We start from the raw sequence: 23,221 nt of genomic DNA, 5'->3' as shown, positions 1-23,221 counted from the left end.
CGATGGTAGCGCTCAGAACTTGGGCAGTTTCGGACGCACACCGAGCGCATCCTTTACAACCTTTTCCACCGCCTTGCGACGGGCGCCCGAAAGCGGCTGACGCGGCATGCGAACACGGTCGTTGGTGTCGATTGCGAACACTTCGGCAAGCTTGATGTTCTGCACCAGATAGGTCGAGACATCGAGGTCGAGCAGCGGACGGAACCAACGATAGATCGCCAGCGCTTCTTCACGACGGCCTTGCTTCATCAACTGATAGATGGCGACAGTCTCACGCGGGAAGGCTGTTACCAGACCGGCGACCCAACCGATGGCACCGACCGAGAGAGCCTCGAAAGCGAGATTGTCGACGCCGGTGAACAGGTCGAAACGATCGCCAAAGCGATTGATGATTTCGGTGGTACGACGAATGTCGTCCGACGATTCCTTGATGGCGACGAAGCGCTCATCCTTGGCGAGCCTTTCCATGTCGTCGCAGGTTACGTCCACGCGATAGGCCAGCCGGTTGGAGTAAATCATGACCGGCAAGTCACCAGCCTTTGCGACAGCGCGGAGCGCAGCGACAGTCTCGTCTGGATTGGTGTGATAGATCGGGCTCGGGACAACCATAAGGCCATCTGCGCCTTCCTTGGCTGCGCGCTTGGCGAGCGATGCCGCCTCACGTGTGCCAGCTTCGTTGACCGTCAGCAAAACAGGCTTCTTGCCCGCGATCTTCTGTGCCGTCTTGAGCACCTCAATCTTCTCGTCATGGCTCAGCATCGGGCCTTCGCCCAGCGAGCCACAGACGATGATGCCGTCTACGCCAGCATCGATCTGCAGCTGGAAGCAGCGCTCCATCTCAGCATGATCAAGCTTGTCATTCTTGGTGAATTTGGTCGTAACTGCGGGAAAAACGCCGGTCCACATGGTGGTTGCTCCTGTGATATATCAGTGGTATATCTCTATAAATCCGGCCTGTCAATGGTTTTTGCGGTGTGATATATCAATTAAATGAGCGAAATTCAGACGACGTTGACAGATGCCCTGCCCGCAGCCTCGCGCGCATATCGTGAGTTGGAACGGCAGATCGTGACGCTCGAGCTAGCGCCCGGTTCACTGGTTACGGAGGGCGCGCTGATCGACCGCATCGGGCTGGGCCGGACACCTGTGCGCGAGGCAATCCAGCGCCTCGCATGGGAAGGGTTGATGAGTGTGCGCCCGCGCGCGGGCCTTCAGATCGCACCGCTCGACCCTGCCGATTGGCCGCGCGTTCTGGAAACGCGGCGCGGGCCGGAAATCATACTTGCACGCTCTGCCGCGCGCCTGATGGCAGAGCCAATGTCTGGACGGTTCGAGGCCGCCATGAACGCAATGCATAAGGCGGCTGGAGCGGAAGATCTTGCCGGCTTTCTGGACGCGGACAAGATGCTGGACGATGCGCTGACCGAGATAACCGACAATCCATTTGCGGCGCGCGTTGCCACGCCACTACAAGCTCACAGCCGCCGCTTCTGGTATCGCTACAGAACGCCGGGCGGCCTGCGCGAGTCTGTCGACGGGCATGTCGGCGTCATTCGCGCGATGCTGGCAAAGGATGAGCGGACCGCCGGCGAGGAGATGAGCCACCTTATCAACTTGCTAATGCGCCAAGCGCTGCTACAGCGCGGCTGACATATTCGATACGGGCCTGTCGGGATCGGAGTGAGCCATCCGTCCTAGGTCCAGATCGAACGCAAGGGGAATATAATGAGCGAGAAAATGATGACGCGGACCGGCTATGTGCTGTCCGGTCTTTTTGTGCTGTTCATGCTGGGCGCATCCGTAACGCCGAAGCTGCTCGGAATGCCGGTAGCCGAAGAGATAATGGCACAGCTGGGATGGCCTGCGGGCTACTCGTTTTACATTGGGATTTTGGAGCTGGTGCTGACGTTGCTCTACATTTACCCGCGCACCAATATTCTAGGCGCCGTGCTTTTCATGGGCCTGTTCGGCGGCGCGATGGCCACACAGATGCGCGCCGGAAGCCCGCTGCTCAGCCATCAGCTATTCAGCATCTATCTCGGGCTGTTCATGTGGGGCGGATTATGGCTGCGTGACTCCGCACTGCGCGCACTGTTTCCATTCAGGAAGTAGGCTAGCCTTGCGCGAACAAAAAAGGCGCCGAAAGGGCGCCTTTTTCTTTGAGCGACAAGGCCGATCAGTTCATCGTCGGAATAACAAATTCCGCACCGTCCTTGATGCCGGATGGCCAGCGCGACGTGACCGTCTTGGTCTTGGTGTAGAAGCGGAATGCATCCGGGCCGTGCTGGTTCAGGTCACCGAAGGACGACGCTTTCCAGCCGCCGAACGTGTAGTAAGCAATCGGAACCGGGATCGGCACGTTCACGCCAACCATGCCGACCTGAACGCGGCTTGCGAAATCGCGTGCCGCATCGCCGTCACGGGTGAAAATGGCCACGCCGTTGCCCATCTCGTGCTCGTTTGTGATCTTGATTGCGTTCTCGTAGTTCGGAGCGCGGACCACTGAGAGAACAGGGCCGAAAATCTCTTCCTTATAGATGCGCATGTCCGGCGTGACGTTGTCGAACAGGCAGCCACCCATGTAGTAGCCGTTCTCATAGCCCTGCATCTTGAAGCCGCGACCATCGACAACGAGCTTCGCGCCTTCCTTCACGCCGATATCGACGTAGCCCTTGATGCGCTCCAGCGCCTGCTGCGTGACCACCGGGCCGAAATCAGCGGACGAATCCGTGGACGGGCCAACCTTCAGGCTCTCGACGCGCGGGACGAGCTTTTCCATCAGGCGCTCTGCGGTTTCGTGACCAACCGGAACGGCAACCGAAATCGCCATGCAGCGCTCGCCAGCCGAACCGTAACCAGCGCCGATAAGCGCATCGACGGTCTGATCCATGTCAGCGTCAGGCATGATGATCATGTGGTTCTTCGCACCGCCGAAGCACTGCACGCGCTTACCGGCTGCGCAACCGCGCGAGTAAATATAATGAGCGATTGGCGTGGAGCCGACAAAGCCGATTGCCTTGATGTCCTGGTCGTCGAGGATAGCGTCAACGACTTCCTTGTCGCCGTTCACGACGTTCAGCACTCCTGCCGGAAGACCGGCTTCGACGAACAGTTCAGCGATGCGGAGCGGCACGCCGGGATCACGCTCGGACGGCTTGAGAATAAAGGAATTGCCGCATGCGATTGCCGGAGCGATTTTCCACAGCGGGATCATGGCCGGGAAGTTGAAAGGCGTGATGCCTGCGACGACGCCAAGCGGCTGGCGCATGGAGAAAACGTCGATGCCGGGGCCTGCGCCATCGGTAAACTCGCCCTTCATCATGTGCGGCGCGCCGATGCACACTTCAACAACTTCAAGGCCGCGCTGAATGTCGCCCTTTGCGTCGGCAATGGTCTTGCCATGCTCGCGCGCAAGAATATCGGCCAGAGAGTCGTATTCCTTGTTGGCGAGTTCGAGGAACTTCATCAGCACGCGCACGCGGCGCTGCGGATTGGTAGCTGCCCAGCCGCGCTGTGCTTCCTTGGCGTTCTCGACGGCTGCGCGCAACTCAGCAGCGGATGCGAGGGCAACCGTGCCGCGCACAGTGCCATCCATAGGCTGCATTACATCCTGCTTACGACCGCTTTTTCCGGCGACGCGCTTGCCGCCGATGAAATGACCATACTCAATCATGGTTCTCTCCCTAGAATTCGATGCTCGCATTTTCTCCCTTCCGCGACGAAATGCAACGCGACCGGAATCCCAACCGTTGTGCACAAAATAATGCTCGACGCACGATTGAGCTTTGATTTTTGCAAGTTAATATTAGCAACATGAATTGGGATGACGTCCGCATTTTTCTCGCCGTAGCGAGGGCTGGCCAGATTTTGGGCGCGGCCCGCAGGCTCGATTTGAACCACGCGACCGTCTCGCGGCGGGTAGCCGCGCTGGAGGAATCGCTCAAGGCAAAACTGTTTCGGCGGTTGACGACCGGCAGCGAACTCACCCCCGCTGGTGAGCGGTTTCTGGCAGTCGCAGAGCGGATGGAAGCCGACATGATCGCTGCGCGGTCGGAGATTGCCGACGAAGGCGAAAACCTGACAGGCACGGTGCGAATCGGCGCGCCGGACGGGTTCGGCGTAACGTTTTTGGCCTCTCGGCTTGGTGCGCTGACCGCGCAGCACAGCGAACTGAAAATCCAGCTTGTGCCGGTGCCGCGCTCGTTTTCACTTTCGCGCCGCGAGGCAGATATTGCCATAACCGTTGAACGACCCGCAGAGGGCAGGCTCGTGGCGGCCAAGCTGGTTGATTACACGCTGGGCCTGTTTGCCTCGCGCGATTACCTCGAGCAATACGGAATGCCACAGAGCCGCGATGAGTTGAGTGCGCACAGACTTGTCGGCTATGTGCCCGATCTGGTGATAAATGCCTCGCTTGATTATGCGGCGGAGTTCAGCCCGCACTGGGATTCCGGCTTTGCGATTTCGTCCGCCATGGGACAGACCGAGGCGGTGCGCGCGGGCGCGGGCATCGGGATTTTGCATTCGTTTATAGCGCGGTCGATTCCCGAACTCGTGCAGGTCGATTGCGTCGCGCCAATCCGGCGGTCGTATTGGCTGGTCTATCATGAAAGCGTGCGCACCCTGCGCCGCGTGCAGGCCGTGGCGGCGTTCATATCAAAAGCAGTCGAGAAAGAACGCTCGCTGTTTTTGTAGGGTGGTGCAGGGCACCCCTCACCCGCCTACCGGCGCCTTGTCCCTCAAGGGGAGAATGCAGATAACTTGGATGTCTCGCCTCATTCTGCAACGCTGTTAGTTGAAACCAGCGTTGCCACCGCCCGCCTCTCCCCGTTTACGGGGAGAAGCAAGTAAAGGCCGAGCCTTGCAATTGCCCCCTTCTCCCCTTGTGGGAGAAGGTCGCGGCAGCGGGATGAGGGGCAAATTAAGCCTTCATCAGCCGTAGCGGGTCAGGTTCAGCTCCGAAATATCGATCTCCGGCTTGCGGCCGGATATGGTATCCGCGAGCACCCGACCGGAACCGCAGGCCATCGTCCAGCCGAGCGTGCCGTGGCCGGTGGAGAGATAGAGATTGTCGTAACGGGTCTTGCCGATGATCGGCGGACCATCCGGCGTCATAGGCCGCAGGCCGCACCAGAAGCTTGCCTTCGATACATCGCCGCCCTTGGGGAACAGATCCGTGACGGAATGCTCCAACGTCGCGCGCCGACCTGTGCGAAGCTCAAGATCGTAACCTGCGATTTCGGCTGTACCGCCAACGCGAATACGGTCGCCAAGGCGCGTAATAGCGACCTTGTACGTCTCGTCCATGACGGTCGATTCCGGCGCGCCGCTCGCATCGGTGATCGGCACCGTGATGGAGTACCCCTTGATGGGAAATACGGGAACATTGAGCCCAAGCGGCTTGACGATGAGCGGCGTGTAGCTGCCAAGCGCGGCAACATAGATATCTGCCTTGAGCAAGCCGGCGCTGGTATCCACGCCCGCGATTTTGCCTGCCTGCGTAGCGATGCCCTTGATCGTGGTATCGAAACGGAACTTCACGCCAAGCTTGCGCGCATGTTCGGCGAGACGCTCGGTGAACATCTTGCAATCGCCCGTTTCGTCGCCGGGAAGGCGCAAGCCGCCCTTGAACTTGCCGCGCACATTGGCCAGGGCCGGTTCGGCGCGAATGCAGCCTTCAGGGTCCAGCACTTCATAAGGCACGCCGAATTGCTGCAGCACTTCAATGTCGCCGCCCGTGTGATCGACCTGCGATTGCGTGCGGAAAAGCTGGAGCGTTCCCAGCGCACGTTCGTCATATTCGATGCCGATATCGGCACGCAGTTGCTTGATGCAATCGCGGCTGTATTCGGCGATGGGCACCATGCGCTTTTTGTTGATGGCATAGCGGGCCGACGTGCAGTTGGTCAGCATCTGCGTGACCCATTTAAGCATCGCCATATCCACCTTCGGGCGAATGACGAGCGGCCCGAAATGCATCAGCAGCCACTTGATGGCTTTGATCGGCACGCCGGGGCCAGCCCAGGGCGACGAATAGCCGGGCGACACTTCGCCGGCATTGCCGAAGCTGGTTTCCATTGCGGGGGCTGGCTGACGGTCGATGACCTCGACCTCATGGCCCTGCTGCGCGAGATAATATGCGGCGGTGACCCCAATCACGCCGCTACCCAAAATAAGAACCTTCATTTAGGCCCCCTCAAGCTTTGGGCTAAGCGCCCAGATATTTGCGTTCGAACCGATCTCCCAGACCGGTCAGTATTTCGTAAGCGATGGTGCCGGCAAAACCTGCAACGTCATCGACGTCCTGATCCGGTCCAATAAACTCAACCAGATCGCCGGCCTTGAGCACACCTTGCCCAAGGGCGGATATATCCAGAATAATGCTATCCATGGACACACGGCCGGCAAATGGCAACCTAACGCCCTTGAACCAAGCCGCGCCCGCCGCATTTCTGTGCCACCCATCCGCATAGCCGAGTGATACGGTGGCAAGTCGCATATCGAGCCGGGCACGCGCGGCATGGCCATAACCAATGCCGACACCATCGCCGATCTCGCGCGTCTGGATCACCTTGGCTTCAAGCCTGACGACCGGAAGCATCGGGTTTTCCTTGCCCGGCGTCGGGTTTGCGCCGTATAGCGCCACACCGGGTCTGGCCAGGTCAAAGTGGAACGGCTTGCCAAGAAAAATGCCCGAAGAATTTGCAAACGACGCGCGCGCAGCCGGAAGCTTGCTTCGCAACGCTTCAAAGCTCTGGCGCTGCAATTCGTTCGCGGAATGCTCCGGCTCATCAGCGCAGGCCAAATGGCTCATCACCAGAACAATATCCAGCCCGTGAAAAGCATTTGCGTCGCCTGCCAGCTGATCGACTTCGGACGGGGCCATGCCGAGCCGCGACATGCCGCTATCGACCTGCAAGGCCGCAGGGAGTTTGCGAGACAAGCGATGTGCAGTGGCGCGCCATGCGGCCAACTGTTCAAGGCTGTTCAAAACCGGCACGAGGCTCGCGTTCGCAGCTTCATCTTCACTGCCCGGAGGAAGCCCGTTCAACACATAGATTGCAGGACCGGAACCCAACGCGCTTCGAAGCGAAAGCCCCTCGCCCACATGCGCAACGAAAAAATCCTGGCAACCTTCGCCGCGCAGAGCTTTCGCTATTTCGACTGCGCCCAGGCCATACCCGTTCGCTTTAACCACCGCAGCACACTGCGCTGAACCGAGGCGCGTCTTTAGCCGACGATAGTTTTCGCGGACAGCATCAAGGTCAATTGTGAGGATTGCACCAGCAAGCGCCGGATCATTAAAAACTACAGCAGTCGGTCGTTCCGGCATTCTTGCCCACTCATCACCAAGTCGGCTTGTTACTAGTATGCCAATTGCCGCACTGCAATATGGGTCAGTTGGCCCAGACAATTAACGCACAAGGTGCACGAAAGCTGCCACAACCTCTTCGTACACCTTGCGCTTGAACGGGACCACAATGTCGGGCAGCGACGCCATGGGTTTCCACGCCCAACTGTCAAACTCGGCCCGATGACCTGCGGGCGGCGGATCGGTACGGATTTCGGTTTCATCGCCTTCGAAGCGAAACGCGAACCACCGCTGCGTCTGGCCGCGATATTTGCCGCCCCATGTTATGCCGATGCGATCTGCGGGCAGGTCGTAATTTATCCAGTTGGGAGCCTCGGCAATGAGGGTGAGGCTTTCCATGCCCGTCTCCTCGAAGATTTCGCGCCGTGCCGCTTCAATCGGTTCCTCGCCCTTGTCGATGCCGCCCTGCGGCATTTGCCAAAGCTGCGACGCGCCTGTCATTTCGCTGTCGCCTTCAACCTTGCGATGACCGGTCCACACCAAACCTTGAGCGTTCAAGACCATGATGCCGACGCACGGCCTGTATGGCAGTTCGCCAGCCTTCTTTTTCTTGGCCATGCCGAGTTCAACCTTGCTGGGGATCTTGTGCGACCGCCGAAATGGGCACGATTTCTATGCCGCGACGACGCGCCTCAGCAGCCCAGGAACGCACCGCATCCACCGTCACGTTGAATGCCGAACCTGTGCCGACAGCAAAGCCCTTGGCGCGCGCCGTGCGCTCAAGCTGGTCAAGCTTTTCGAGAATCGCGTTGCGGTCCTGCGCGACGTCGATCACCGCATCCGCCGCGACAAACGGCACGCCGCTTTCTTTGGCGAGTTCAGGCGCAACACTGCGTGCAGACGTTCCATCATCCAGATAAAGCAGGCCACGCTTGCCAAGCTCCGTCATGAAAGGCTGCATGGCCTGCGCATCGCTGGTGAAGCGCGCGCCCATATAGTTCATGACGCCGGTGTAATTGGTGGTGCGCGAAAGGGTCCAAAGAAGATTTTGGATGTTCGCATCAGGCGCGGCGTCTACGGTCAATGTGTGGCGGCCCGGATTGACGTTCGGATAGTCGAACGGCTCCAGCGGAACCTGCATGATGATTTCGTGGCCGGTGCGCCTGCCCTCCTGCATCCAGCGGCCAATGCTGTTTCCCTGAGAAGCGAAAGCGAGCGTTATTTCAGGTGGCAGCGACTCGATGGCTTGTTGCGTGCCTGTTTGCGAGACACCCAGACCGCCTATGACAATCGCGATTCTCGCACCGCGCGCGCCGGACCAGGGACGGGCATAGACATCGAATGGTCTGCGGCCATCGGCAGCGCGGATCGGCAGCGGCCCGTCGCTGCTATCCTCCAGAAGGGCTCTGTCGGGGATATGGGCGACGCGCGAATCCTGATGAACGGCGCTTGGGTCAGAAATGACGATAGCGCCCGTGCTGGTTGCATCAGTGGAAGGGTTGACCTTGATGATCGACGGTCCGCCCCCACTTCCACCGGATGTCACGGTTACGGACGGCGATTTCGCGTTGGACTGCGCTCCTTGCGCATTGCCATGCTTCACCGCGACGGTGGCAACCTTTTCGGGTTCGACGGTACGGAATGGCCGCTCACGCACAGCAATGCCGGAAGAAATAATCAGTAAAAGCAAGCCGAGAGCAGCGCTCCATCCGGCAATACGATTTATGCGACCGCGCTTTCGCGCGGGCGGCAGATTTTGCCCAAGAGGCTTGTCGAGATCATCAGGCAGCAAGCATGCGCTCCGCCGGCACAGGCCGAATCACTGTTTAGTTCCCCAACATATGATTTAAAGCGGAAACGGCCCTCTGCAAGCGAAAAGGGCGACCCATGGGCCGCCCTTTGAATTACTACTGGTTGAGTACCGCCTTTTGAGGATTTGGCGGGAATGACGGATCGGTCTTGATTCCGCGCAGCAGATCAAGCGCGTAGTTGAGCTGGATATCGTCCTTCGGCTCCGGCGGCACATAGGCTGCAGAACCGGAACCGTCCTCGCCCTCTTCCACACCCTTGATATGGCCCTTGAGGTCTGACTCGCCGCGCGTGAGATCACGCCCCTTGAGTTCATCCGGCAAAGGCTGCTCGACCTTGATGTCAGGCGTGATGCCCTTGCCCTGAATGGACTTGCCGGACGGCGTGTAATAGAGTGCGGTGGTAAGGCGCAGCGCACCATTTTCGCCGAGCGGGATGATCGTCTGCACAGAGCCCTTGCCGAAGGATTGCGTGCCGAGGATCGTCGCACGGCGATGATCTTGCAGCGCACCAGCCACGATTTCCGACGCACTCGCCGAGCCACCATTGATCAGCACGATCACCGGCTTGCCGCCAAAGTCATCACCAGCGCGCGCATCGAAGCGGGAAATATCCTTCGGATCGCGCCCACGGGTGGAGACAATCTCGCCACGGTCGAGCAGCGCGTCAGAAACGCTGACTGCCTGATCAAGCAGACCACCGGGGTTCAGACGGAGGTCGAGCACATAGCCCTTCAGCTTGTCAGCCGGGATCTGCTCCTTGATCTTCGCGATTGCGTCTTCCAGATCGTCATAGGTCTTCTCGGTGAACGACGTGATCTTCATGTAACCGACGTCGTTCTCAACGCGGTACTTCACGGCCTTGACCTTGATGATATCGCGAACGACGGTCACGTCGATTGGCTTGTCCGCGCCCTGACGCAGAATCGTCAGCTTGATGGGCGTATTGACCTGACCGCGCATCTTGTCGACGGCGTCGTTCAGCGTCATGCCACGCACTTCTTCGCCATCGATCTTGGCAATGTAGTCGCCGGCCAGAACGCCAGCCTTGGCTGCGGGCGTGTCATCAATAGGCGTGATGACCTTGACGAGATCGTTCTCCATCGTGACCTCGATGCCGAGACCGCCGAATTCGCCCTTGGTCTGCACGCGCATGTCCTGCGCGGCTTCAGCGTTCATGTAGGATGAGTGCGGATCGAGCGAAGTCAACATGCCGTTGATTGCGTTCTCAACGAGCGACTTTTCATCCGGCGGCGTGACGTACTGACTGCGCACACGCTCGAAAATATCGCCAAAAATTGCGAGTTGCTTGTAGGTTTCGGACGCAGCCGCATTGGCTGGCGATCCAATACCTCCCTGCACAATGGCCAAAGCGCTCGCACCCATCAGGGCGCCCGCGGCCAGCAGAGAAAGTTTGCGCATCATTTCATGTCCTTCCAGAAATCCTGCTCGCCCACCAAGGGGACGGATCGACCGACTTCCCGTCCTTACGAAATTCTATGTAGAGTTCCGGATTCGCACCTTTCGGCAAATCCGATGCCGCACTTACAATTTTGCTCTCGCTCATCGACCCGACAGGCTCGCCCGAAAGCACCATTTGTCCTTGCATTACGGTTATTCGGCCCAACCCTGCAAGCACGATATGATATCCATCGCCTGCATCAAGTATCAAGAGTTGCCCGTATGACCGGAATGGTCCAGCATAAAGAACGCTGCCGTCAACCGGCGCGGTCACAATTGCCCCTGATTGTGTCGCAACCGTGTCACCAAGCATCACCGAGCCGTTACTGTTGCGCGAACCGAACTTCTGCGAAATTCGGCCCGTAGCGGGTAGCGACACCTGCCCTTTGAGGGTGGCAAACGGAATCGCGCCGATCAGGCTGTTGCCTTCCGGGATAGGTGCAGAGGCCAGTTCCTCTTGCTTCTGCCGCTGCTTTTCGTCTTCGCGCCGCGCTTTTTCTTCTTCATCAGCCTTGCGTTTCGCTTCGCGTTCGACCGAGGCAATGAGGTCTTTCAGGCTCTTGGCCTTCTTTGCCAGATCGGCAGACCGCTGCTGCTCCTGATCGATGTCGACGGCGTTCTTTTCCTGCAAACGACGCTTTTCATCCTGTAACAATACGAGGCGCTGGCGCTCTGTAACCTGATCTTCGACGGCAGTGGCCAATCGCTTGCGCTCGGCCTCGATCTCATCGCCAAGGCGGGCAAGTTCGGTGAGTTTTGCGAGAAGGCTGCCGGTTTCAGCACGCATTTCAGGCACCACAGCACCGAGCAGGATCGCGCTGCGTACCGATGCAAGCGCATCGTCGGGGCTTACGAGAATGGCGGGCGGCGGGTTCAGGCCCATGCGTTCCAGCGCGCCGAGCACTTCGGCGAGCACATCGCGGCGCTCCATCAGGGACTTGCGCACGATGGTTTGCTGTTCTTTCAGCGGCCCGATTCGCGCGGTGATCGCCTCGACATCCTCGCTCAGTTTCTTTTCGGTTTTGGCTGCCTGAACCAGCGCTGCGGTGAGCGTGGCATCGTCTTTGCGCAGCTTCGCCATGTCGGCGCGCAAACCGGCGACCCTTGAGTCAGACAGCGTTATTTCGCGAAGAACCTGATCATATTCAGACCGCGCACTGTCGGCGGAACGGTCGATTGACGCGGTTTCCTGTGCATGCACGGGCGCGTGCGCGAACATCAGCGCTGCGGCAAGGCACAGCGCCCACGGCTTTTTCCAGAAGGTTCGCAAGCTCGCGGCAATCATTTCGCAATGACATTAGCCTCGGCTTTCTTAACGAACCATCAACCATAAATTTTTGAGCATCGGTTTTGTGGTGAGCGGCACCCCACCCGGCCCATCGATGGGGAGGGTGGCCTGAAAGGCCGGGTTGGGCGTTCGATCACGCTCGATGGTAGGGATGGCCGGAGAGGATGGTGGCGGCGCGGTAAAGCTGCTCGGCCAGCATGATGCGCGCAAGCTGGTGCGGCCATGTCATGGAGCCAAACGACAGCAGCAATGATGCCTCAGCGCGCAATGATTCGTCGTGACCATCCGGCCCGCCGATCAGCAATGCGCAGTGCTTCTGGCCGCTGTCGCGCCAGCCAGCCAATCGATCAGAAAAGCTTTCCGAGGAAATGGATTTGCCGCGCTCGTCCAGCACCACCAGCGCAGCGCCTGCAGGGAAGCCAGCGCGCAAACGGGCAGCTTCATCGCGGCGGCGCTCATCGACATTGGCCGCGCGGCTCTCGGTAATTTCAGCCAAACCGGAATATTCCAGACCGAGCGAGGGTCCGGCTTTTGAAAAACGCTCGATATAGCGATCGGCAAGCTCTTTCTCTGGTCCGGCCTTCATCCGGCCCACAGCACAAATACCGATCTTCATCGCCGCCTCGCAGCGTCTGCGGCTATTGCCGCAGATCGCTAGTGGATCGTTTCTTCCTCAAGGTCAGGAGCCTGCCACATCTTTTCGATGTTGTAGAACTCGCGCACCTCTGGACGGAAAACGTGAACGATCACATCACCCGCGTCGATTAGCACCCAATCCGCGCCTGGCAGCCCTTCGACGCGGGCATTGCCATAGCCGTTGTCCTTAAGTGCCTTCAACAGGTGATCCGCCACCGCCGCGACATGGCGATGCGAACGGCCTGAAGCGATGACCATATAGTCACCCAGGCTCGATTTCGTGTGAATGTCGATGGTTACAATCTCTTCCGCCTTGGAGTCATCCAAACTGACAAGGACGGTCTGAAGGGCCTGATTGGCGGCAATCTGCCCGCTAACCTCGGCCGGTGAAGGCGCAGAATCGGCCTTCTTCCGCAATGCTGTTCTCAGTTTCTTTCCTTTCGCATCAAGAACAACGACGTAACCTCAATGGGTTACAGCCTTAAGATAGGCAGAGTCGCATGAAGCTTTCAAGACGACTCAGACGAATGAAGTAAAACAATTCAGTCTGCCGACAGTTCGCCATTGCGGATTGCGGTCGATGAAAGCAGCGAGCGGGGGCCGTGAATGAACGTCCATGCGGGCGGCTTCATGCGCGCAAGACGCGGCGCGTCGGCTTCGTCCACGCGCGCATAATCAAAGGTCTTGGCCATAATCGACGACAAAAACGACAGCGTTGCGCCGGGTCGATCGATCACCGCAATCGGCATCGTCATGGTAATTTCGCGCCAGCGCTGCCAACGGTGAAAATCACGCAGATTATCCGCGCCCATGATCCAGACGAAATCGACACCGGGATTACGCGCCTTGATAAGGGCCAGCGTGTCGGCGGTGTAGCGGACGTGATAGCTGGCCTCGAACGCGGTGAGCTTGATGCGAGGGTTCGCGGCGACGGCCGGCGGCAGGCGCAGCCGCTGCGAAAGCGGCGCAAGTTCGCGGGTGCTTTTCAGCGGATTGCCGGGCGTAACTATCCACCAGAGTTGATCGAGCGCCAGTCGGCGCAGCGCGATTTCCGCGACCAGCGCGTGACCCGCATGGGGCGGGTTGAACGAGCCGCCAAACAGGCCGACCTGCATGCCCTTTGCGACATAGGGCATGCGCAAATAGCGCGCTGGGACGCCTTGCAGCAGCATGTGTCAGACACAGACAAGGGTCACGGGCGAACCTGCCCGTTGCCGCGCACGCGGTATTTGAACGAGGTCAATTGCTCGACCCCCACCGGACCGCGCGCATGCATGCGCCCCGTCGCGATGCCGATTTCCGCACCCATGCCGAACTCGCCGCCATCCGCGAACTGCGTGGATGCGTTGTGCAGCAGAATGGCCGAGTCCACCTCGTTGAAGAAGCGCTCCACCGCTTTTGCGTCCTCCGCGACGATCGCCTCTGTGTGATGCGATGAATATTTCTCGATATGGCGGATTGCACCTTCGATGCCATCCACCAGCGCGACGGAAATGATCGCGTCGAGATATTCGGTGCGCCAGTCAGCTTCGCCGGCAGGCGCGGCATTCGGATAGATCGCGACAACTTCCTCGCTGCCGCGAATCTCGCAGCCTGCCTCGGCAAGAGCATCGAGTATGGGTGGCAGGAAGGTGCTGGCGACCGCGCGGTCGATCAAAAGCGTTTCGGCAGCGCCGCAAATGCCCGTGCGCCGCATCTTGGCGTTGCGGACAACCGAAACGGCCATGTCCAGCTTGGCGGACTTGTCGACATAGACGTGGCAGATGCCTTCGAGATGCGCGAACACCGGCACGCGCGCCTCGTTCTGCACGCGCTCGACAAGACTGCGCCCGCCGCGCGGGATGATGACATCCAGATTGCCGTTGAGCCCTTTCAGCATTTCGCCCACGGCGGCACGGTCTGTGACCGGCACAAGCTGAATTGCATCTTCGGGGAGCTTCGCAGCCTTCAAGCCTTCGACAAGTGCGACATGAATGGCCGACGATGAATTGATGGAGTCCGAACCGCCGCGAAGGATCGCGGCGTTGCCCGCCTTGAGGCAAAGCGCACCGGCATCAGCCGTGACGTTCGGGCGGCTCTCGAAGATGACGCCGATAATGCCAAGCGGCGTGCGCACACGCTCGATGTGCAGGCCGTTGGGGCGATCCCATTCAGCAATGATTTCGCCAACGGGATCGCGCAGATCGGCAATGGCGCGAATGCCATCGGCCATCGCGCGGATGCGGTCGGGCGTGAGCTTGAGGCGATCCATCATCGCCGGTGACAGGCCAGCTTCCTCGCCATTCGCCATATCAAGTGCGTTGGCTTGCAGGATTATCTCCTGATTGCGCCGAATGGCATCGGCCATAGCGATGAGAGCCGCGTGCTTGCGCTCGTCGGATGCGATGGCAAGCGGTCGGGAGGCTTCGCGAGCCTTGCGTCCGACTTCCGCCATCAGAGCGACCGTGTCGCCCATCTCATGCTTGTTCAGCATGGCTCATCCTTCCCTGCTGTGGCTCATCACGAGATCATCCCGGTGAACCATCGCCGCGCGCGCCTCATAGCCGAGCACAGCTTCAATCTCCGCAGTCTTGCGCCCGGCAATTCTTACAGCGTCGGCAGCATCATATGCAACCAGCCCGCGAGCCACTTCTCGGCCATCGGCATCCACGATAGCGACCGTATCGCCGCGCGAAAAATTGCCAGCCACGGTGCGAACACCTGCCGGAAGCAGCGACTTGCCCGCGCTGAGCGCCGTGACTGCGCCAGCATCGACCGTCAGCCTGCCAGCCGGTTCGAGATTACCCGCAATCCAGGTCTTGAAACCTTTGACGGGATTGCCGCTAGGCTTGAAGATGGTGCAACGCTCGCCGCGTTCAATGGCAAGCAATGGCGAAAGCCGCGTGCCGGAGGTGATGATCATCGTTGCGCCCGCCGCATTGGCGATCTTGCCCGCGTCCAGCTTGGTGCGCATGCCGCCACGCGAAAACTCCGACGCGGCAGCACCCGCCATCGCCTCGATTTCAGGCGTGATGCGCTCCACAACCGGCAAGAATTCAGCGTTGGGGTCCTTAGCCGGCGGCGCGGTGTAAAGCCCGTCAATGTCGGACAACAGCACCAGCAAGTCCGCACCCATCATGGTGCCGACGCGCGCGGCAAGCCGGTCGTTGTCGCCGTAGCGGATTTCAGACGTCGCCACCGTGTCGTTTTCGTTGATGACGGGGACGGCTTTCATCTTGAGCAGCGTGGAGATGGTGGCGCGACCATTGAGATAGCGGCGGCGCTCCTCCGTATCGCCAAGCGTGAGCAGAATTTGCCCTGACTTCAGCCCCCGCCGCGCAAGCTCATTGGACCAGGCGCTTGATAGCTCGATCTGGCCGACAGCGGCAGCGGCCTGACTTTCTTCCAGCTTGAGCGCCTTGCCCTTGAGGCCCAATATTGTGCGGCCAAGCGCGATTGCGCCGGAGGAAACGACGAGCACATCTGCCCCGCGCTCGACCAGATCGGCAATGTCGTTCACCAGCGAGGCAAGCCACTCGCGTTTCAGGCCGGCGGCGCGGTCTACAAGCAACGCCGAACCGACCTTTACGGTGATGCGGCGATATTTCTTGAGCGACTGCGTCATTAGTCTTCCCGCACGCCTTCGATTTCGTGCATCAGCGCGCGCAACGCTTCCTGAACACCCTCGCCGGTGGCCGCTGACAGAAGGATTGGCGCACGGCCTGCAGCTCGCTTCAACGATGCGACTTTCTTCTTACGCGCGGCGGCATCAAGAATATCGACCTGGCTCAGCGCGAAAATTTCAGGCTTGTCCGCAAGGCCGTGACCATAGGCTTCGAGTTCGCCGCGCACGATCTTGTAAGCTTTGGCGGGGCTTTCCTCCTGTGCCGAAACGAGGTGCAGAAGCACGCGCGTGCGCTCGACATGGCCGAGGAAACGGTCGCCAATCCCGACGCCTTCATGCGCGCCTTCGATAAGGCCGGGAATATCGGCCAGCACGAATTCACGCCCATCGACACGCGCCACGCCAAGGCCCGGATGCAGCGTCGTGAACGGGTAATCCGCTATCTTCGGCTTCGCGGCTGTGACGGTTGCCAGAAAGGTTGACTTGCCCGCATTGGGTAGACCGACCAGACCGGCATCGGCAATGAGCTTAAGCCGCAGCCAGATGGTCAACTCCTCGCCCGGCAAGCCGGGATTGGCGCGGCGCGGCGCCTGATTTGTCGAGGTCTTGAAATGCTGGTTGCCGAAACCGCCATTGCCGCCCGCCGCAAGGCGAAAACGCTGGCCGACCTCGGTGAGGTCGCAAATCAGCGTCTCATTGTCTTCCGCATAAACCTGCGTCCCGGCAGGCACTTTGAGCGTTATGTCCTTGCCCTTTGCGCCCGTTCGGTTGCGGCCCATGCCGTGAACGCCGATCTGCGCGCGAAAATGCTGTTGATAGCGATAGTCGATAAGTGTGTTCAAACCTTCGACCGCTTCTACCCAAACGTCGCCACCGCGACCGCCGTCACCACCGTCCGGACCGCCGAATTCAATGAATTTTTCGCGCCGGAACGACACCGCGCCCGCGCCTCCGTCGCCGGAGCGGATGTAAACTTTGGCTTGATCGAGAAATTTCATGTGACAGATGCCGCCTTGTTTTAGCGCTACGCTCTATCGCAGGATGCGCAAAAGGGCGAGAGCAAGCATCCATGAAGTGCGTTTCTTATAATATTCAGTACGGAATTGGTCTTGATTACCAGTATGACATTGGCCGGATCATCGATGCAGTGCGCGGCGCGGACATTATTTGTCTGCAGGAAGTGAGCCGCAACAATCCGAGCAATGGCGGGCACGACATGGTTGCCGCGATCAACCACGCGCTGCCGGATTATTTCAGCGTCTACGGGCCCAATTTCGAAGCCGATATGGGTTCGCGGATCGCGAACGGCAAAGCGGTGACCACCACATTCCAGTTCGGAAACATGATCCTGTCGCGCAAGCCCATCCTGCTCTCGCGCAACCTGCTGTTGCCCCGCACGCGCACGTTCGATTACGCCAACTTTCAACGCGGCGCGCTGGAAGCCCTGATTGAAACGCCCTCCGGCTATGTTCGCTTCTACTCGACCCATCTCGACCATCGCAGCCCCGACGAACGTCTGGAGCAAATTCGCTTTCTAAAAGACCGGATATTCAACTATCCTGTCGAAGGTGGCGGACTGACCGGGCTTGCCGAATATGGCCTGCCCGAACCGCCCTCGCCCAACGAATTCATCGTCATGGGCGATTTCAACATGCTGTCCGACACGCCGGAACATGCCGCTCTTTGCGGCACGCCCGACGCCATTTTCGGGCTGACACTCAACGCCCGCCACGCTGTCGATGTCGCTGCGTATCTCGGCGCGCTGGAAGACCATCCCGTTACATGGGTCGATCCGAACGACCCGAAGGATGAAGCGCGCATGAAGCGCATCGACTATGTGTTCGCGAGCCCTTTCATGGCCGACAGGCTGAAATCATATCGCGTTGACCGGGAAGCCGTCGGCTCCGATCACCTGCCGGTGTGGGTTGAGCTGGCGTGAGTTGAGTTCACCCCACCCGACCTTTCAGGCCATCCTCCCCATCAAGGGGGGAAGCCCGCAGGGCCGGATGGGTGGAAGCTGCCAACTTCTCAACTTTTCCACGTACGCAAGCTGACCCAGGTCTTGCGATCAAGCCGGTAGCGCTCGACCGGAACCTTGCCGGAGACGATGGAGTCCAACATGCCCTGCCCCGCATACTGGAAGCCGCACTTGTGGATGACCCGGCGGGAGGACGGATTGATGACCCGGCACGACACATGCAGAGTGTTGGTCAAGGTCGCGCGGAAAGCCAGATCGACCAACGCGTGAGCGGCTTCGGTCGCATAGCCATTACCCCAATAAGGTTCGCCAACCCAATAACCCAACTCAAGACCGTGGTCGCGAGAGACAAGCCCGGCAGTGCCGATGAAGGCACCCGTATCGGCCAAGGTGAGCGCATAGGTGGCGCCGCCGCCGATGGCGTTGCTGGTGATGGCAAGGAAGGCGCGGGCGTCCCGCTCGGTATAGGGATGAGGTACACGCGCAAGCATCTCGGCAATGCGGCGATTGTCTGCCAGACGGACGAGATCCTCTATATCGTCCTCGTGCGGTGGGCGCAGAACAAGACGCTCGGTCAACAAGATCGGGCAATCTATCGTGTAACTTTCGTCGTCGAGGTCTTCCTTCTCGGCAACCATGTGATTTCCTCCAGGTAAAGAAAAAGGGGAGCTGGGCGGCGACCCATCTCCCCTGATCCTTTTCCTGGCTTCACCAGACACCGGTTCCCGAGATGGGGCGCCGGTGTTTTAGTGCAGAACCGGCTACTCTGCGGCCTTTGGCATCGGGTTTACCGACACGTAGGTTCGGCCATTGGCTTTTTTATTAAAGGCCACAACACCTGCTTCTAGCGCAAAAAGCGTATGGTCTTTGCCCATGCCGACGTTCACGCCGGGATGCCACTTGGTGCCGCGTTGACGAATAATAATGTTGCCGGCGACGACTGCTTCGCTGCCGAACTTCTTTACGCCAAGGCGCTTCGATTCCGAATCGCGACCGTTACGCGACGAACCGCCAGCTTTCTTATGTGCCATCGTGGTTCTCCTTCAGTCTCTCTTATTCTGCGTCCTTGGCAGCGGCCTTCTTCGGCGCTGCCGGCTTAGGTGCCGCAGGCTTTGGCGCTGCAGGCTTTTCCGCCGCTATAGCAGCCGGAGCCGCTTCCGCCTTGGACTCAGACTTGGCCTTCTTCGCAGGCTTTGCTCCACCCGTCAGGATCTCAGTGATCTTGACCGTGGTCAACAACTGGCGATGACCAATCTTGCGGCGCGAATTCTGACGGCGGCGCTTCTTGAACGCGACGACGGTGCGGGACTTGCCCTGTTCCACCACTTCGCCGACGACTGTAGCACCTTCAACGAAGGGAGCGCCGATTGTGACGTTTTCACCTTCACCGAAAACCAGAACCTGGCCAAATTCCACTGTATCACCGACATTGCCGGCGACCTTCTCGACCTTCAACAGATCGTTGGCGGCAATGCGATACTGCTTGCCGCCCGTTTTGATGACTGCGAACATTTTTTGCCTTTCGCTGTTCTTCCGGCGTAAACAGCCGCGAAGGCCATCTCACCGTCTTTTTATCAGTCGTTTCGGGTTCAAAGCAAACGGCGCGGAGACGGACTCCACGCCGCAAGCACGGCGCATTTAGCTTGCCGCCTCCCCAAAGTCAACCAAGCACAGCCAGATAAGTGCCCTAGTCGAACACGCCAATCCGCCGATAAGTAACTTCGGCCGCGCCGTTCGACGAATCCCGGATTGCCAGCTCCAGAATGCGATCATGCATCGGCGATTTCGAGCAAGCGGGATCGGTGGCGCTCGCATCACCTGCCAACAGCATAGCCTGACAGCGGCATCCGCCAAAATCGATCTCGCGACGCTCGCAAGACCGGCACGGCTCTTTCATCCAATCAAAGCCGCGATAGGCATTGAATGCGGCGGAATTTTCCCAGATCTGGGCGAGTGGCGTTTGCGCCGCATTCTCAAAAGCCAGATGCGGGATCGAGGCAGCCGCGTGGCACGGCATAGCGTCACCATTCGGCGCAATCATGAATGCATCGCGCGCCCAGCCGCCCATGCATGGCTTGGGAAACCGTGCGTAATAATCCGGCGCAACGAAGTCGATTGCGAGCGTACCGCGCAACTCGTGCTGCGCAGTTTCGATCAGCGCTGCAACGCGCATCACATCATCGCGCTCCGGCATTAGCGCCTGCCGATTGAGCAGCGCCCAACCGTAATATTGTATGTTGGCGATTTCCAACCGCTCCGCCCCGAGTTCCAGCGCCATTTCGATAAAGCGTTCCACCTCGGCAATGTTCTTGCGATGTATCGGCGCGTTCAGAGTCAGCGGAAGTCCAGCATCACGCACGCGATGCGCGGTGTTCAGTTTTTTCTGGTGCGCGCCGCGATGATTGCCGACAGTCTCGGTCGTTTCCGGCAGCGCACCCTGAAAACTCAGCTGCACATGATCGAGCCCGGCTTGCGCCAACTCATCCATCAAGCCATCGCGCACACCAACGCCGGCGGTGATGAGATTGGTGTAAATTCCACGCGCGGAAAGCGCGGCGACAAATTCGATCAGGTCTGGACGCAGGGTCGGCTCGCCGCCCGAGAGATGCACCTGAAGCACGCCAAGCTCTGCAGCTTGCTGGAATATGGAAAGCCACTCCTGCGTGCCCAGTTCGCGATTTGCTTTCAACAACTCCAGCGGGTTCGAGCAATAAGAACATTGCAAAGGGCAGCGATGCGTAAGCTCTGCCAATATGCCAATGGGCGGACCGGAGGCGCTCATAACCGCAGGACCATGCGGTCTGACCAATCCTGCGCGAAGGCGAGGACATCGGTCTGTATTTCGTCAACGTCCGCTTCGTACTGGATCGCAAGCTCACCGCAGATTTCCGCAATCGAGCGCCTGCCGTCGCATAGCTTCAAAATGGAGAGACTTACCTCGTCAGGCCAGAGCACCTTTTCCGGCGACAGCAGCGCCCAAGCTCCCCGTATCTGGTCGAAGTGCAGCCGCACATGACGCGGCAAGCGAGGGGCGCTATCGGCTTTTGCGAGCGGACGAGCAGCGTCAAGTGGTGTCATCTCGGATGATCCTCCGGGACAAATGCCCCCGGTGCACACAGAGCCGGTTCGACATAGGCGAAATGCAGCGCATCCAGCATGGCCCAGAGAATATCGCATTTCGTGATCAGAGCATCGACGGCGGCTTGCTGCTCCTCGGCGGTTTTCGCGTGTTCCAAAACATAAGCCAGCGCGAACTCGGCATCGCGCGGCGCTTGATGCAGACGCGGCGAAAAATAGGAAAGCGTGTCTTCCGTGATGTAGTCGTATCGCTTGAGAATTGCGGGCACTCGCTCGCTGATCACTTTGGGAGAGAAAAGCTCCGTTAGCGATGACGCTATCGCTTCAAGCAGGCTGCGTTTCTCAACCAGCGTTACATAGGCACCAACGGCAAAGCGGGTCGCCGGAAGCGCATAGATTTGCGCCTTCACCATATCCACGTTCAGGCCCAAACCGGTGGCCAATTTAAGCCAGCGTTCGATGCCGCCCGGCTTAGTGCCGTCGCCATCATGATCGATGATGCGTTCGCGCCACGCGATGCGCGGTTCAGGATCATCCAGGCGCGAAAGAATGATCGCGTCTTTTCGCGGTATTGCGGCCTGATAACAATAGCGATTGAGCGCCCAGGCCTGCATCTGGCCTTTGCTCAATTTGCCCTCGACCATGAGCCGGTGGAACGGGTGATTGATGTGATAGCGCTCCTCGCCAACCTGCCGCAAAAGCGCTTCCAGCTGGCGACGTTCCAGAATGCGGTCTATTTCAAACGAGCGCTTCACAGATCGAACTCCATGCCATCGAACGCTACCATCCAGCCCGCATTTTCGACCTGCGCGCGCTCAGGCGAGCGCTGATCCAGTATCGGGTTGGTGTTGTTTATGTGGATATAGCAACGGCGGCCCAGCGAGACATACGCGAGCGCTGCCATCGATCCTTCAGGTCCATCGATGGCGAGATGCCCCATACGCTGGCCCGTTTTCTCGCCTACGCCTGCAGTGCGCATTTCGTCATCGCGAAACACTGTGCCATCGAAAAACAGGAAATCAGCGCCCTCGATCTGACGCTTGAGTGTCGGAGTTACGGATGCGCAGCCGGGAACATAATGAAGGCACGAGCGACCGCCTATTTCAGCGATGCGAACGCCAATGGTGTCGCCGTCGTCTGCGCCGAAATCTTTCGCGGCCTCACCAGTCTCAAGATAGAGCGCGACTTTGCCCGGTACGCTATAAAGCTGGACTTCGAGCAACGGTTCGCCGTCGGTCGTTGTTATTGTTGTTGGCTGGTCAAGCTGGAGGGGGATTCGGCGCACATATGCGGGGTCGAGCACCTGGAAAACTGCGTTGTTCATCAGCACACCTAACACCCGCTCGGTAGCGTAAAGATTGAACGGCTGCCGCTCGCGAAGGCTGAGAAGCCCCGCAATATGATCAATATCCGCGTTAGTAAGCACGATGGCCTTGATAGGACTGGTTCGCAGCGCGCCGTTCGGGTCTGGCTGCAGGCTTGGTGTCGCGGCGACCTGCTGACGAATATCCGGCGAGGCGTTGAAGATGACCCAGCCATTACTATTCGATGTAGCAATGCTCGATTGCAGACGAACCGGAACGTCACCGTCGCCCAATCGCGCCCGGCGGCTGTAAGTAAAATTGCAATTCCATTGAGGCACCCCACCGCCAGCGGCGGAGCCTAAAACCCTGACACGCACGGTAGGACCGGCGCCCGGTAAAACAACTGACTTTGTAAAATCAGGAGCCTGTAGCGGGCGCCCGGCTCACAGCTATTTCTTTTCAAGTTCCGAGGACTGATAGCGAGAAATCTCGAAACCAGCGGAAACCTGGCACATCTGCGGCTTGGCCCAGGATTTTTTCATCTCATTCCTCCACAATGAATTTTCAATGCGGTGCCCGAAGACAAGGTAACATCAACAACCGATGGGGCAAGTGGAAAAATGGAGGAGATTGCTCCGCTTCATATCGCTTCGGAACGCAGACCCCGCATGTGTCGAAATCGAAGCGGCACAATAGATGCTCGACGAATATGGAAAGTTGCATTCTAACGCGTTGACGAAGCCCTATTGTTA

Annotated in this window: 24 protein-coding genes and 1 pseudogene; 4 read left to right on the top strand and 21 right to left on the bottom strand. The window is 59.1% G+C overall.

The genetic code is table 11. The annotated features are described in order from the left end of the window. Positions 1–12: 12 nt before the first annotated feature. Positions 13–906 carry a dihydrodipicolinate synthase family protein gene (locus DY251_RS08780; protein ID WP_116623521.1) on the bottom strand — a complete coding sequence of 298 codons (894 nt, stop codon included), beginning with the start codon at positions 904–906 and terminating at the stop codon, positions 13–15. Positions 907–990: 84 nt separating this feature from the next. Between DY251_RS08780 and DY251_RS08775 the strand changes: the two genes are divergently transcribed. Together DY251_RS08775 and DY251_RS08770 are read left to right on the top strand one after the other, a co-directional pair. Next, complete coding sequence (locus DY251_RS08775; RefSeq protein ID WP_116623520.1) at positions 991–1,650, top strand: GntR family transcriptional regulator; 660 nt, start codon at positions 991–993, stop codon at positions 1,648–1,650. A gap of 75 nt (positions 1,651–1,725) precedes the next feature. Next, positions 1,726–2,112: a DoxX family protein gene (locus DY251_RS08770; RefSeq protein ID WP_116623519.1), complete on the top strand. Its 387-nt coding sequence runs from the start codon at positions 1,726–1,728 to the stop codon at positions 2,110–2,112. Between the two features lie 64 nt (positions 2,113–2,176). Here the strand turns inward: DY251_RS08770 and DY251_RS08765 are convergent, their stop codons facing one another. Next, positions 2,177–3,673 carry a CoA-acylating methylmalonate-semialdehyde dehydrogenase gene (locus DY251_RS08765; protein WP_116623518.1) on the bottom strand — a complete coding sequence of 499 codons (1,497 nt, stop codon included), beginning with the start codon at positions 3,671–3,673 and terminating at the stop codon, positions 2,177–2,179. Positions 3,674–3,813: 140 nt separating this feature from the next. Between DY251_RS08765 and DY251_RS08760 the strand changes: the two genes are divergently transcribed. After that, positions 3,814–4,695, top strand: a complete 882-nt coding sequence (locus tag DY251_RS08760) for a LysR family transcriptional regulator (RefSeq protein WP_116623517.1) — start codon at positions 3,814–3,816, stop codon at positions 4,693–4,695. A 237-nt stretch (positions 4,696–4,932) separates the two neighbouring features. Here DY251_RS08760 and DY251_RS08755 read toward each other — a convergent pair whose 3' ends face one another. The 12 genes from DY251_RS08755 to obgE all read right to left on the bottom strand — a co-directional run bounded on the left by DY251_RS08755 (position 4,933) and on the right by obgE (position 17,107). After that, positions 4,933–6,186, bottom strand: a complete 1,254-nt coding sequence (locus DY251_RS08755) for a D-amino acid dehydrogenase (protein ID WP_116623516.1) — start codon at positions 6,184–6,186, stop codon at positions 4,933–4,935. Positions 6,187–6,208: 22 nt separating this feature from the next. After that, positions 6,209–7,333, bottom strand: coding sequence for an alanine racemase (alr, locus tag DY251_RS08750; protein WP_116623515.1), 1,125 nt, complete (start codon positions 7,331–7,333; stop codon positions 6,209–6,211). A gap of 81 nt (positions 7,334–7,414) precedes the next feature. After that, positions 7,415–7,930: an RNA pyrophosphohydrolase gene (locus tag DY251_RS08745; RefSeq protein ID WP_116623514.1), complete on the bottom strand. Its 516-nt coding sequence runs from the start codon at positions 7,928–7,930 to the stop codon at positions 7,415–7,417. Between the two features lie 7 nt (positions 7,931–7,937). Continuing rightward, complete coding sequence (locus DY251_RS08740; RefSeq protein ID WP_116623513.1) at positions 7,938–9,104, bottom strand: divergent polysaccharide deacetylase family protein; 1,167 nt, start codon at positions 9,102–9,104, stop codon at positions 7,938–7,940. A 115-nt stretch (positions 9,105–9,219) separates the two neighbouring features. Further along, a complete protein-coding gene (locus DY251_RS08735) occupies positions 9,220–10,545 on the bottom strand; it encodes a S41 family peptidase (RefSeq protein ID WP_170971349.1) in 1,326 nt (441 codons plus the stop codon). A 1-nt stretch (position 10,546) separates the two neighbouring features. After that, positions 10,547–11,866, bottom strand: a complete 1,320-nt coding sequence (locus tag DY251_RS08730) for a murein hydrolase activator EnvC family protein (protein ID WP_116623512.1) — start codon at positions 11,864–11,866, stop codon at positions 10,547–10,549. Positions 11,867–12,002: 136 nt separating this feature from the next. Next, on the bottom strand, positions 12,003–12,485 hold the full coding sequence (gene rlmH / locus DY251_RS08725) for a 23S rRNA (pseudouridine(1915)-N(3))-methyltransferase RlmH (RefSeq protein ID WP_116623511.1): 483 nt from the start codon (positions 12,483–12,485) through the stop codon (positions 12,003–12,005). Between the two features lie 38 nt (positions 12,486–12,523). Further along, positions 12,524–12,922, bottom strand: coding sequence for a ribosome silencing factor (gene rsfS, locus DY251_RS08720; protein WP_116623510.1), 399 nt, complete (start codon positions 12,920–12,922; stop codon positions 12,524–12,526). A 125-nt stretch (positions 12,923–13,047) separates the two neighbouring features. Continuing rightward, the gene (locus tag DY251_RS08715) at positions 13,048–13,641 is read right to left on the bottom strand and encodes a nicotinate-nucleotide adenylyltransferase (protein ID WP_116623812.1); all 594 of its coding nucleotides are present in this window, start codon (positions 13,639–13,641) and stop codon (positions 13,048–13,050) included. A 56-nt stretch (positions 13,642–13,697) separates the two neighbouring features. Continuing rightward, positions 13,698–14,978 carry a glutamate-5-semialdehyde dehydrogenase gene (locus DY251_RS08710; protein WP_116623509.1) on the bottom strand — a complete coding sequence of 427 codons (1,281 nt, stop codon included), beginning with the start codon at positions 14,976–14,978 and terminating at the stop codon, positions 13,698–13,700. A gap of 3 nt (positions 14,979–14,981) precedes the next feature. Then, positions 14,982–16,109: a glutamate 5-kinase gene (gene proB, locus DY251_RS08705; RefSeq protein ID WP_116623508.1), complete on the bottom strand. Its 1,128-nt coding sequence runs from the start codon at positions 16,107–16,109 to the stop codon at positions 14,982–14,984. Then, the gene (gene obgE / locus DY251_RS08700; RefSeq protein WP_116623507.1) at positions 16,109–17,107 is read right to left on the bottom strand and encodes a GTPase ObgE; all 999 of its coding nucleotides are present in this window, start codon (positions 17,105–17,107) and stop codon (positions 16,109–16,111) included. The genes proB and obgE overlap by 1 nt, the downstream gene beginning before the upstream one ends. A 71-nt stretch (positions 17,108–17,178) precedes the next feature. Here obgE and DY251_RS08695 point away from each other — a divergent pair, with 71 nt between their 5' ends. Continuing rightward, positions 17,179–18,048: an endonuclease/exonuclease/phosphatase family protein gene (locus DY251_RS08695; protein ID WP_116623506.1), complete on the top strand. Its 870-nt coding sequence runs from the start codon at positions 17,179–17,181 to the stop codon at positions 18,046–18,048. 89 nt (positions 18,049–18,137) lie between these two features. Here the strand turns inward: DY251_RS08695 and DY251_RS08690 are convergent, their stop codons facing one another. The 7 genes and pseudogenes from DY251_RS08690 to pqqB form a co-directional block, all read right to left on the bottom strand. Then, positions 18,138–18,725 carry a GNAT family N-acetyltransferase gene (locus DY251_RS08690; protein WP_116623505.1) on the bottom strand — a complete coding sequence of 196 codons (588 nt, stop codon included), beginning with the start codon at positions 18,723–18,725 and terminating at the stop codon, positions 18,138–18,140. 123 nt (positions 18,726–18,848) lie between these two features. After that, positions 18,849–19,118, bottom strand: a complete 270-nt coding sequence (gene rpmA, locus DY251_RS08685) for a 50S ribosomal protein L27 (RefSeq protein WP_116623504.1) — start codon at positions 19,116–19,118, stop codon at positions 18,849–18,851. A gap of 49 nt (positions 19,119–19,167) precedes the next feature. After that, a pseudogene (gene rplU, locus DY251_RS08680) lies at positions 19,168–19,599 on the bottom strand (50S ribosomal protein L21); the annotation flags it as partial. Between the two features lie 175 nt (positions 19,600–19,774). Then, positions 19,775–20,869 (bottom strand): pyrroloquinoline quinone biosynthesis protein PqqE, encoded by a 1,095-nt coding sequence (gene pqqE, locus DY251_RS08675; RefSeq protein ID WP_116623502.1) that lies wholly within the window; start codon positions 20,867–20,869, stop codon positions 19,775–19,777. Then, positions 20,866–21,165, bottom strand: a complete 300-nt coding sequence (gene pqqD / locus DY251_RS08670) for a pyrroloquinoline quinone biosynthesis peptide chaperone PqqD (protein WP_116623501.1) — start codon at positions 21,163–21,165, stop codon at positions 20,866–20,868. The genes pqqE and pqqD overlap by 4 nt, the downstream gene beginning before the upstream one ends. Then, positions 21,162–21,920, bottom strand: coding sequence for a pyrroloquinoline-quinone synthase PqqC (gene pqqC, locus DY251_RS08665; RefSeq protein ID WP_116623500.1), 759 nt, complete (start codon positions 21,918–21,920; stop codon positions 21,162–21,164). Before pqqC ends, pqqD begins: the two co-directional genes overlap by 4 nt. Beyond that, positions 21,917–22,846: a pyrroloquinoline quinone biosynthesis protein PqqB gene (gene pqqB, locus DY251_RS08660; protein ID WP_116623499.1), complete on the bottom strand. Its 930-nt coding sequence runs from the start codon at positions 22,844–22,846 to the stop codon at positions 21,917–21,919. The genes pqqC and pqqB overlap by 4 nt, the downstream gene beginning before the upstream one ends. Positions 22,847–23,221: the final 375 nt, after the last annotated feature.

The sequence above is a fragment of the Mesorhizobium denitrificans genome (assembly GCF_003403035.1).
Classification (GTDB): Bacteria; Pseudomonadota; Alphaproteobacteria; order Rhizobiales; family Rhizobiaceae; genus Mesorhizobium_G; species Mesorhizobium_G denitrificans.
Note: the sequence above shows the minus strand (reverse complement) of the source record. Positions and strands in the feature narration are given on the sequence as shown.

What these genes read in the sequence shown, in the direction of transcription:
- DY251_RS08755 (WP_116623516.1), bottom strand. Translation starts at nt 6,186, where the DNA reads ATGAAGGTTCTTATTTTGGGTAGCGGCGTGATTGGGGTCACCGCCGCA.
- DY251_RS08710 (WP_116623509.1), bottom strand. Translation starts at nt 14,978, where the DNA reads ATGCTGAACAAGCATGAGATGGGCGACACGGTCGCTCTGATGGCGGAA.
- alr (WP_116623515.1), bottom strand. Translation starts at nt 7,333, where the DNA reads ATGCCGGAACGACCGACTGCTGTAGTTTTTAATGATCCGGCGCTTGCT.
- DY251_RS08695 (WP_116623506.1), top strand. Translation starts at nt 17,179, where the DNA reads ATGAAGTGCGTTTCTTATAATATTCAGTACGGAATTGGTCTTGATTAC.
- DY251_RS08760 (WP_116623517.1), top strand. Translation starts at nt 3,814, where the DNA reads ATGAATTGGGATGACGTCCGCATTTTTCTCGCCGTAGCGAGGGCTGGC.
- DY251_RS08775 (WP_116623520.1), top strand. Translation starts at nt 991, where the DNA reads ATGAGCGAAATTCAGACGACGTTGACAGATGCCCTGCCCGCAGCCTCG.
- DY251_RS08715 (WP_116623812.1), bottom strand. Translation starts at nt 13,641, where the DNA reads ATGCCCTATGTCGCAAAGGGCATGCAGGTCGGCCTGTTTGGCGGCTCG.
- DY251_RS08730 (WP_116623512.1), bottom strand. Translation starts at nt 11,866, where the DNA reads ATGATTGCCGCGAGCTTGCGAACCTTCTGGAAAAAGCCGTGGGCGCTG.
- DY251_RS08745 (WP_116623514.1), bottom strand. Translation starts at nt 7,930, where the DNA reads ATGGCCAAGAAAAAGAAGGCTGGCGAACTGCCATACAGGCCGTGCGTC.
- rlmH (WP_116623511.1), bottom strand. Translation starts at nt 12,485, where the DNA reads ATGAAGATCGGTATTTGTGCTGTGGGCCGGATGAAGGCCGGACCAGAG.
- DY251_RS08780 (WP_116623521.1), bottom strand. Translation starts at nt 906, where the DNA reads ATGTGGACCGGCGTTTTTCCCGCAGTTACGACCAAATTCACCAAGAAT.
- DY251_RS08765 (WP_116623518.1), bottom strand. Translation starts at nt 3,673, where the DNA reads ATGATTGAGTATGGTCATTTCATCGGCGGCAAGCGCGTCGCCGGAAAA.
- DY251_RS08735 (WP_170971349.1), bottom strand. Translation starts at nt 10,545, where the DNA reads ATGATGCGCAAACTTTCTCTGCTGGCCGCGGGCGCCCTGATGGGTGCG.
- obgE (WP_116623507.1), bottom strand. Translation starts at nt 17,107, where the DNA reads ATGAAATTTCTCGATCAAGCCAAAGTTTACATCCGCTCCGGCGACGGA.
- DY251_RS08690 (WP_116623505.1), bottom strand. Translation starts at nt 18,725, where the DNA reads ATGGTTGCCGAGAAGGAAGACCTCGACGACGAAAGTTACACGATAGAT.
- pqqE (WP_116623502.1), bottom strand. Translation starts at nt 20,869, where the DNA reads ATGAGCGCCTCCGGTCCGCCCATTGGCATATTGGCAGAGCTTACGCAT.
- DY251_RS08770 (WP_116623519.1), top strand. Translation starts at nt 1,726, where the DNA reads ATGAGCGAGAAAATGATGACGCGGACCGGCTATGTGCTGTCCGGTCTT.
- rpmA (WP_116623504.1), bottom strand. Translation starts at nt 19,118, where the DNA reads ATGGCACATAAGAAAGCTGGCGGTTCGTCGCGTAACGGTCGCGATTCG.
- proB (WP_116623508.1), bottom strand. Translation starts at nt 16,109, where the DNA reads ATGACGCAGTCGCTCAAGAAATATCGCCGCATCACCGTAAAGGTCGGT.
- pqqD (WP_116623501.1), bottom strand. Translation starts at nt 21,165, where the DNA reads ATGACACCACTTGACGCTGCTCGTCCGCTCGCAAAAGCCGATAGCGCC.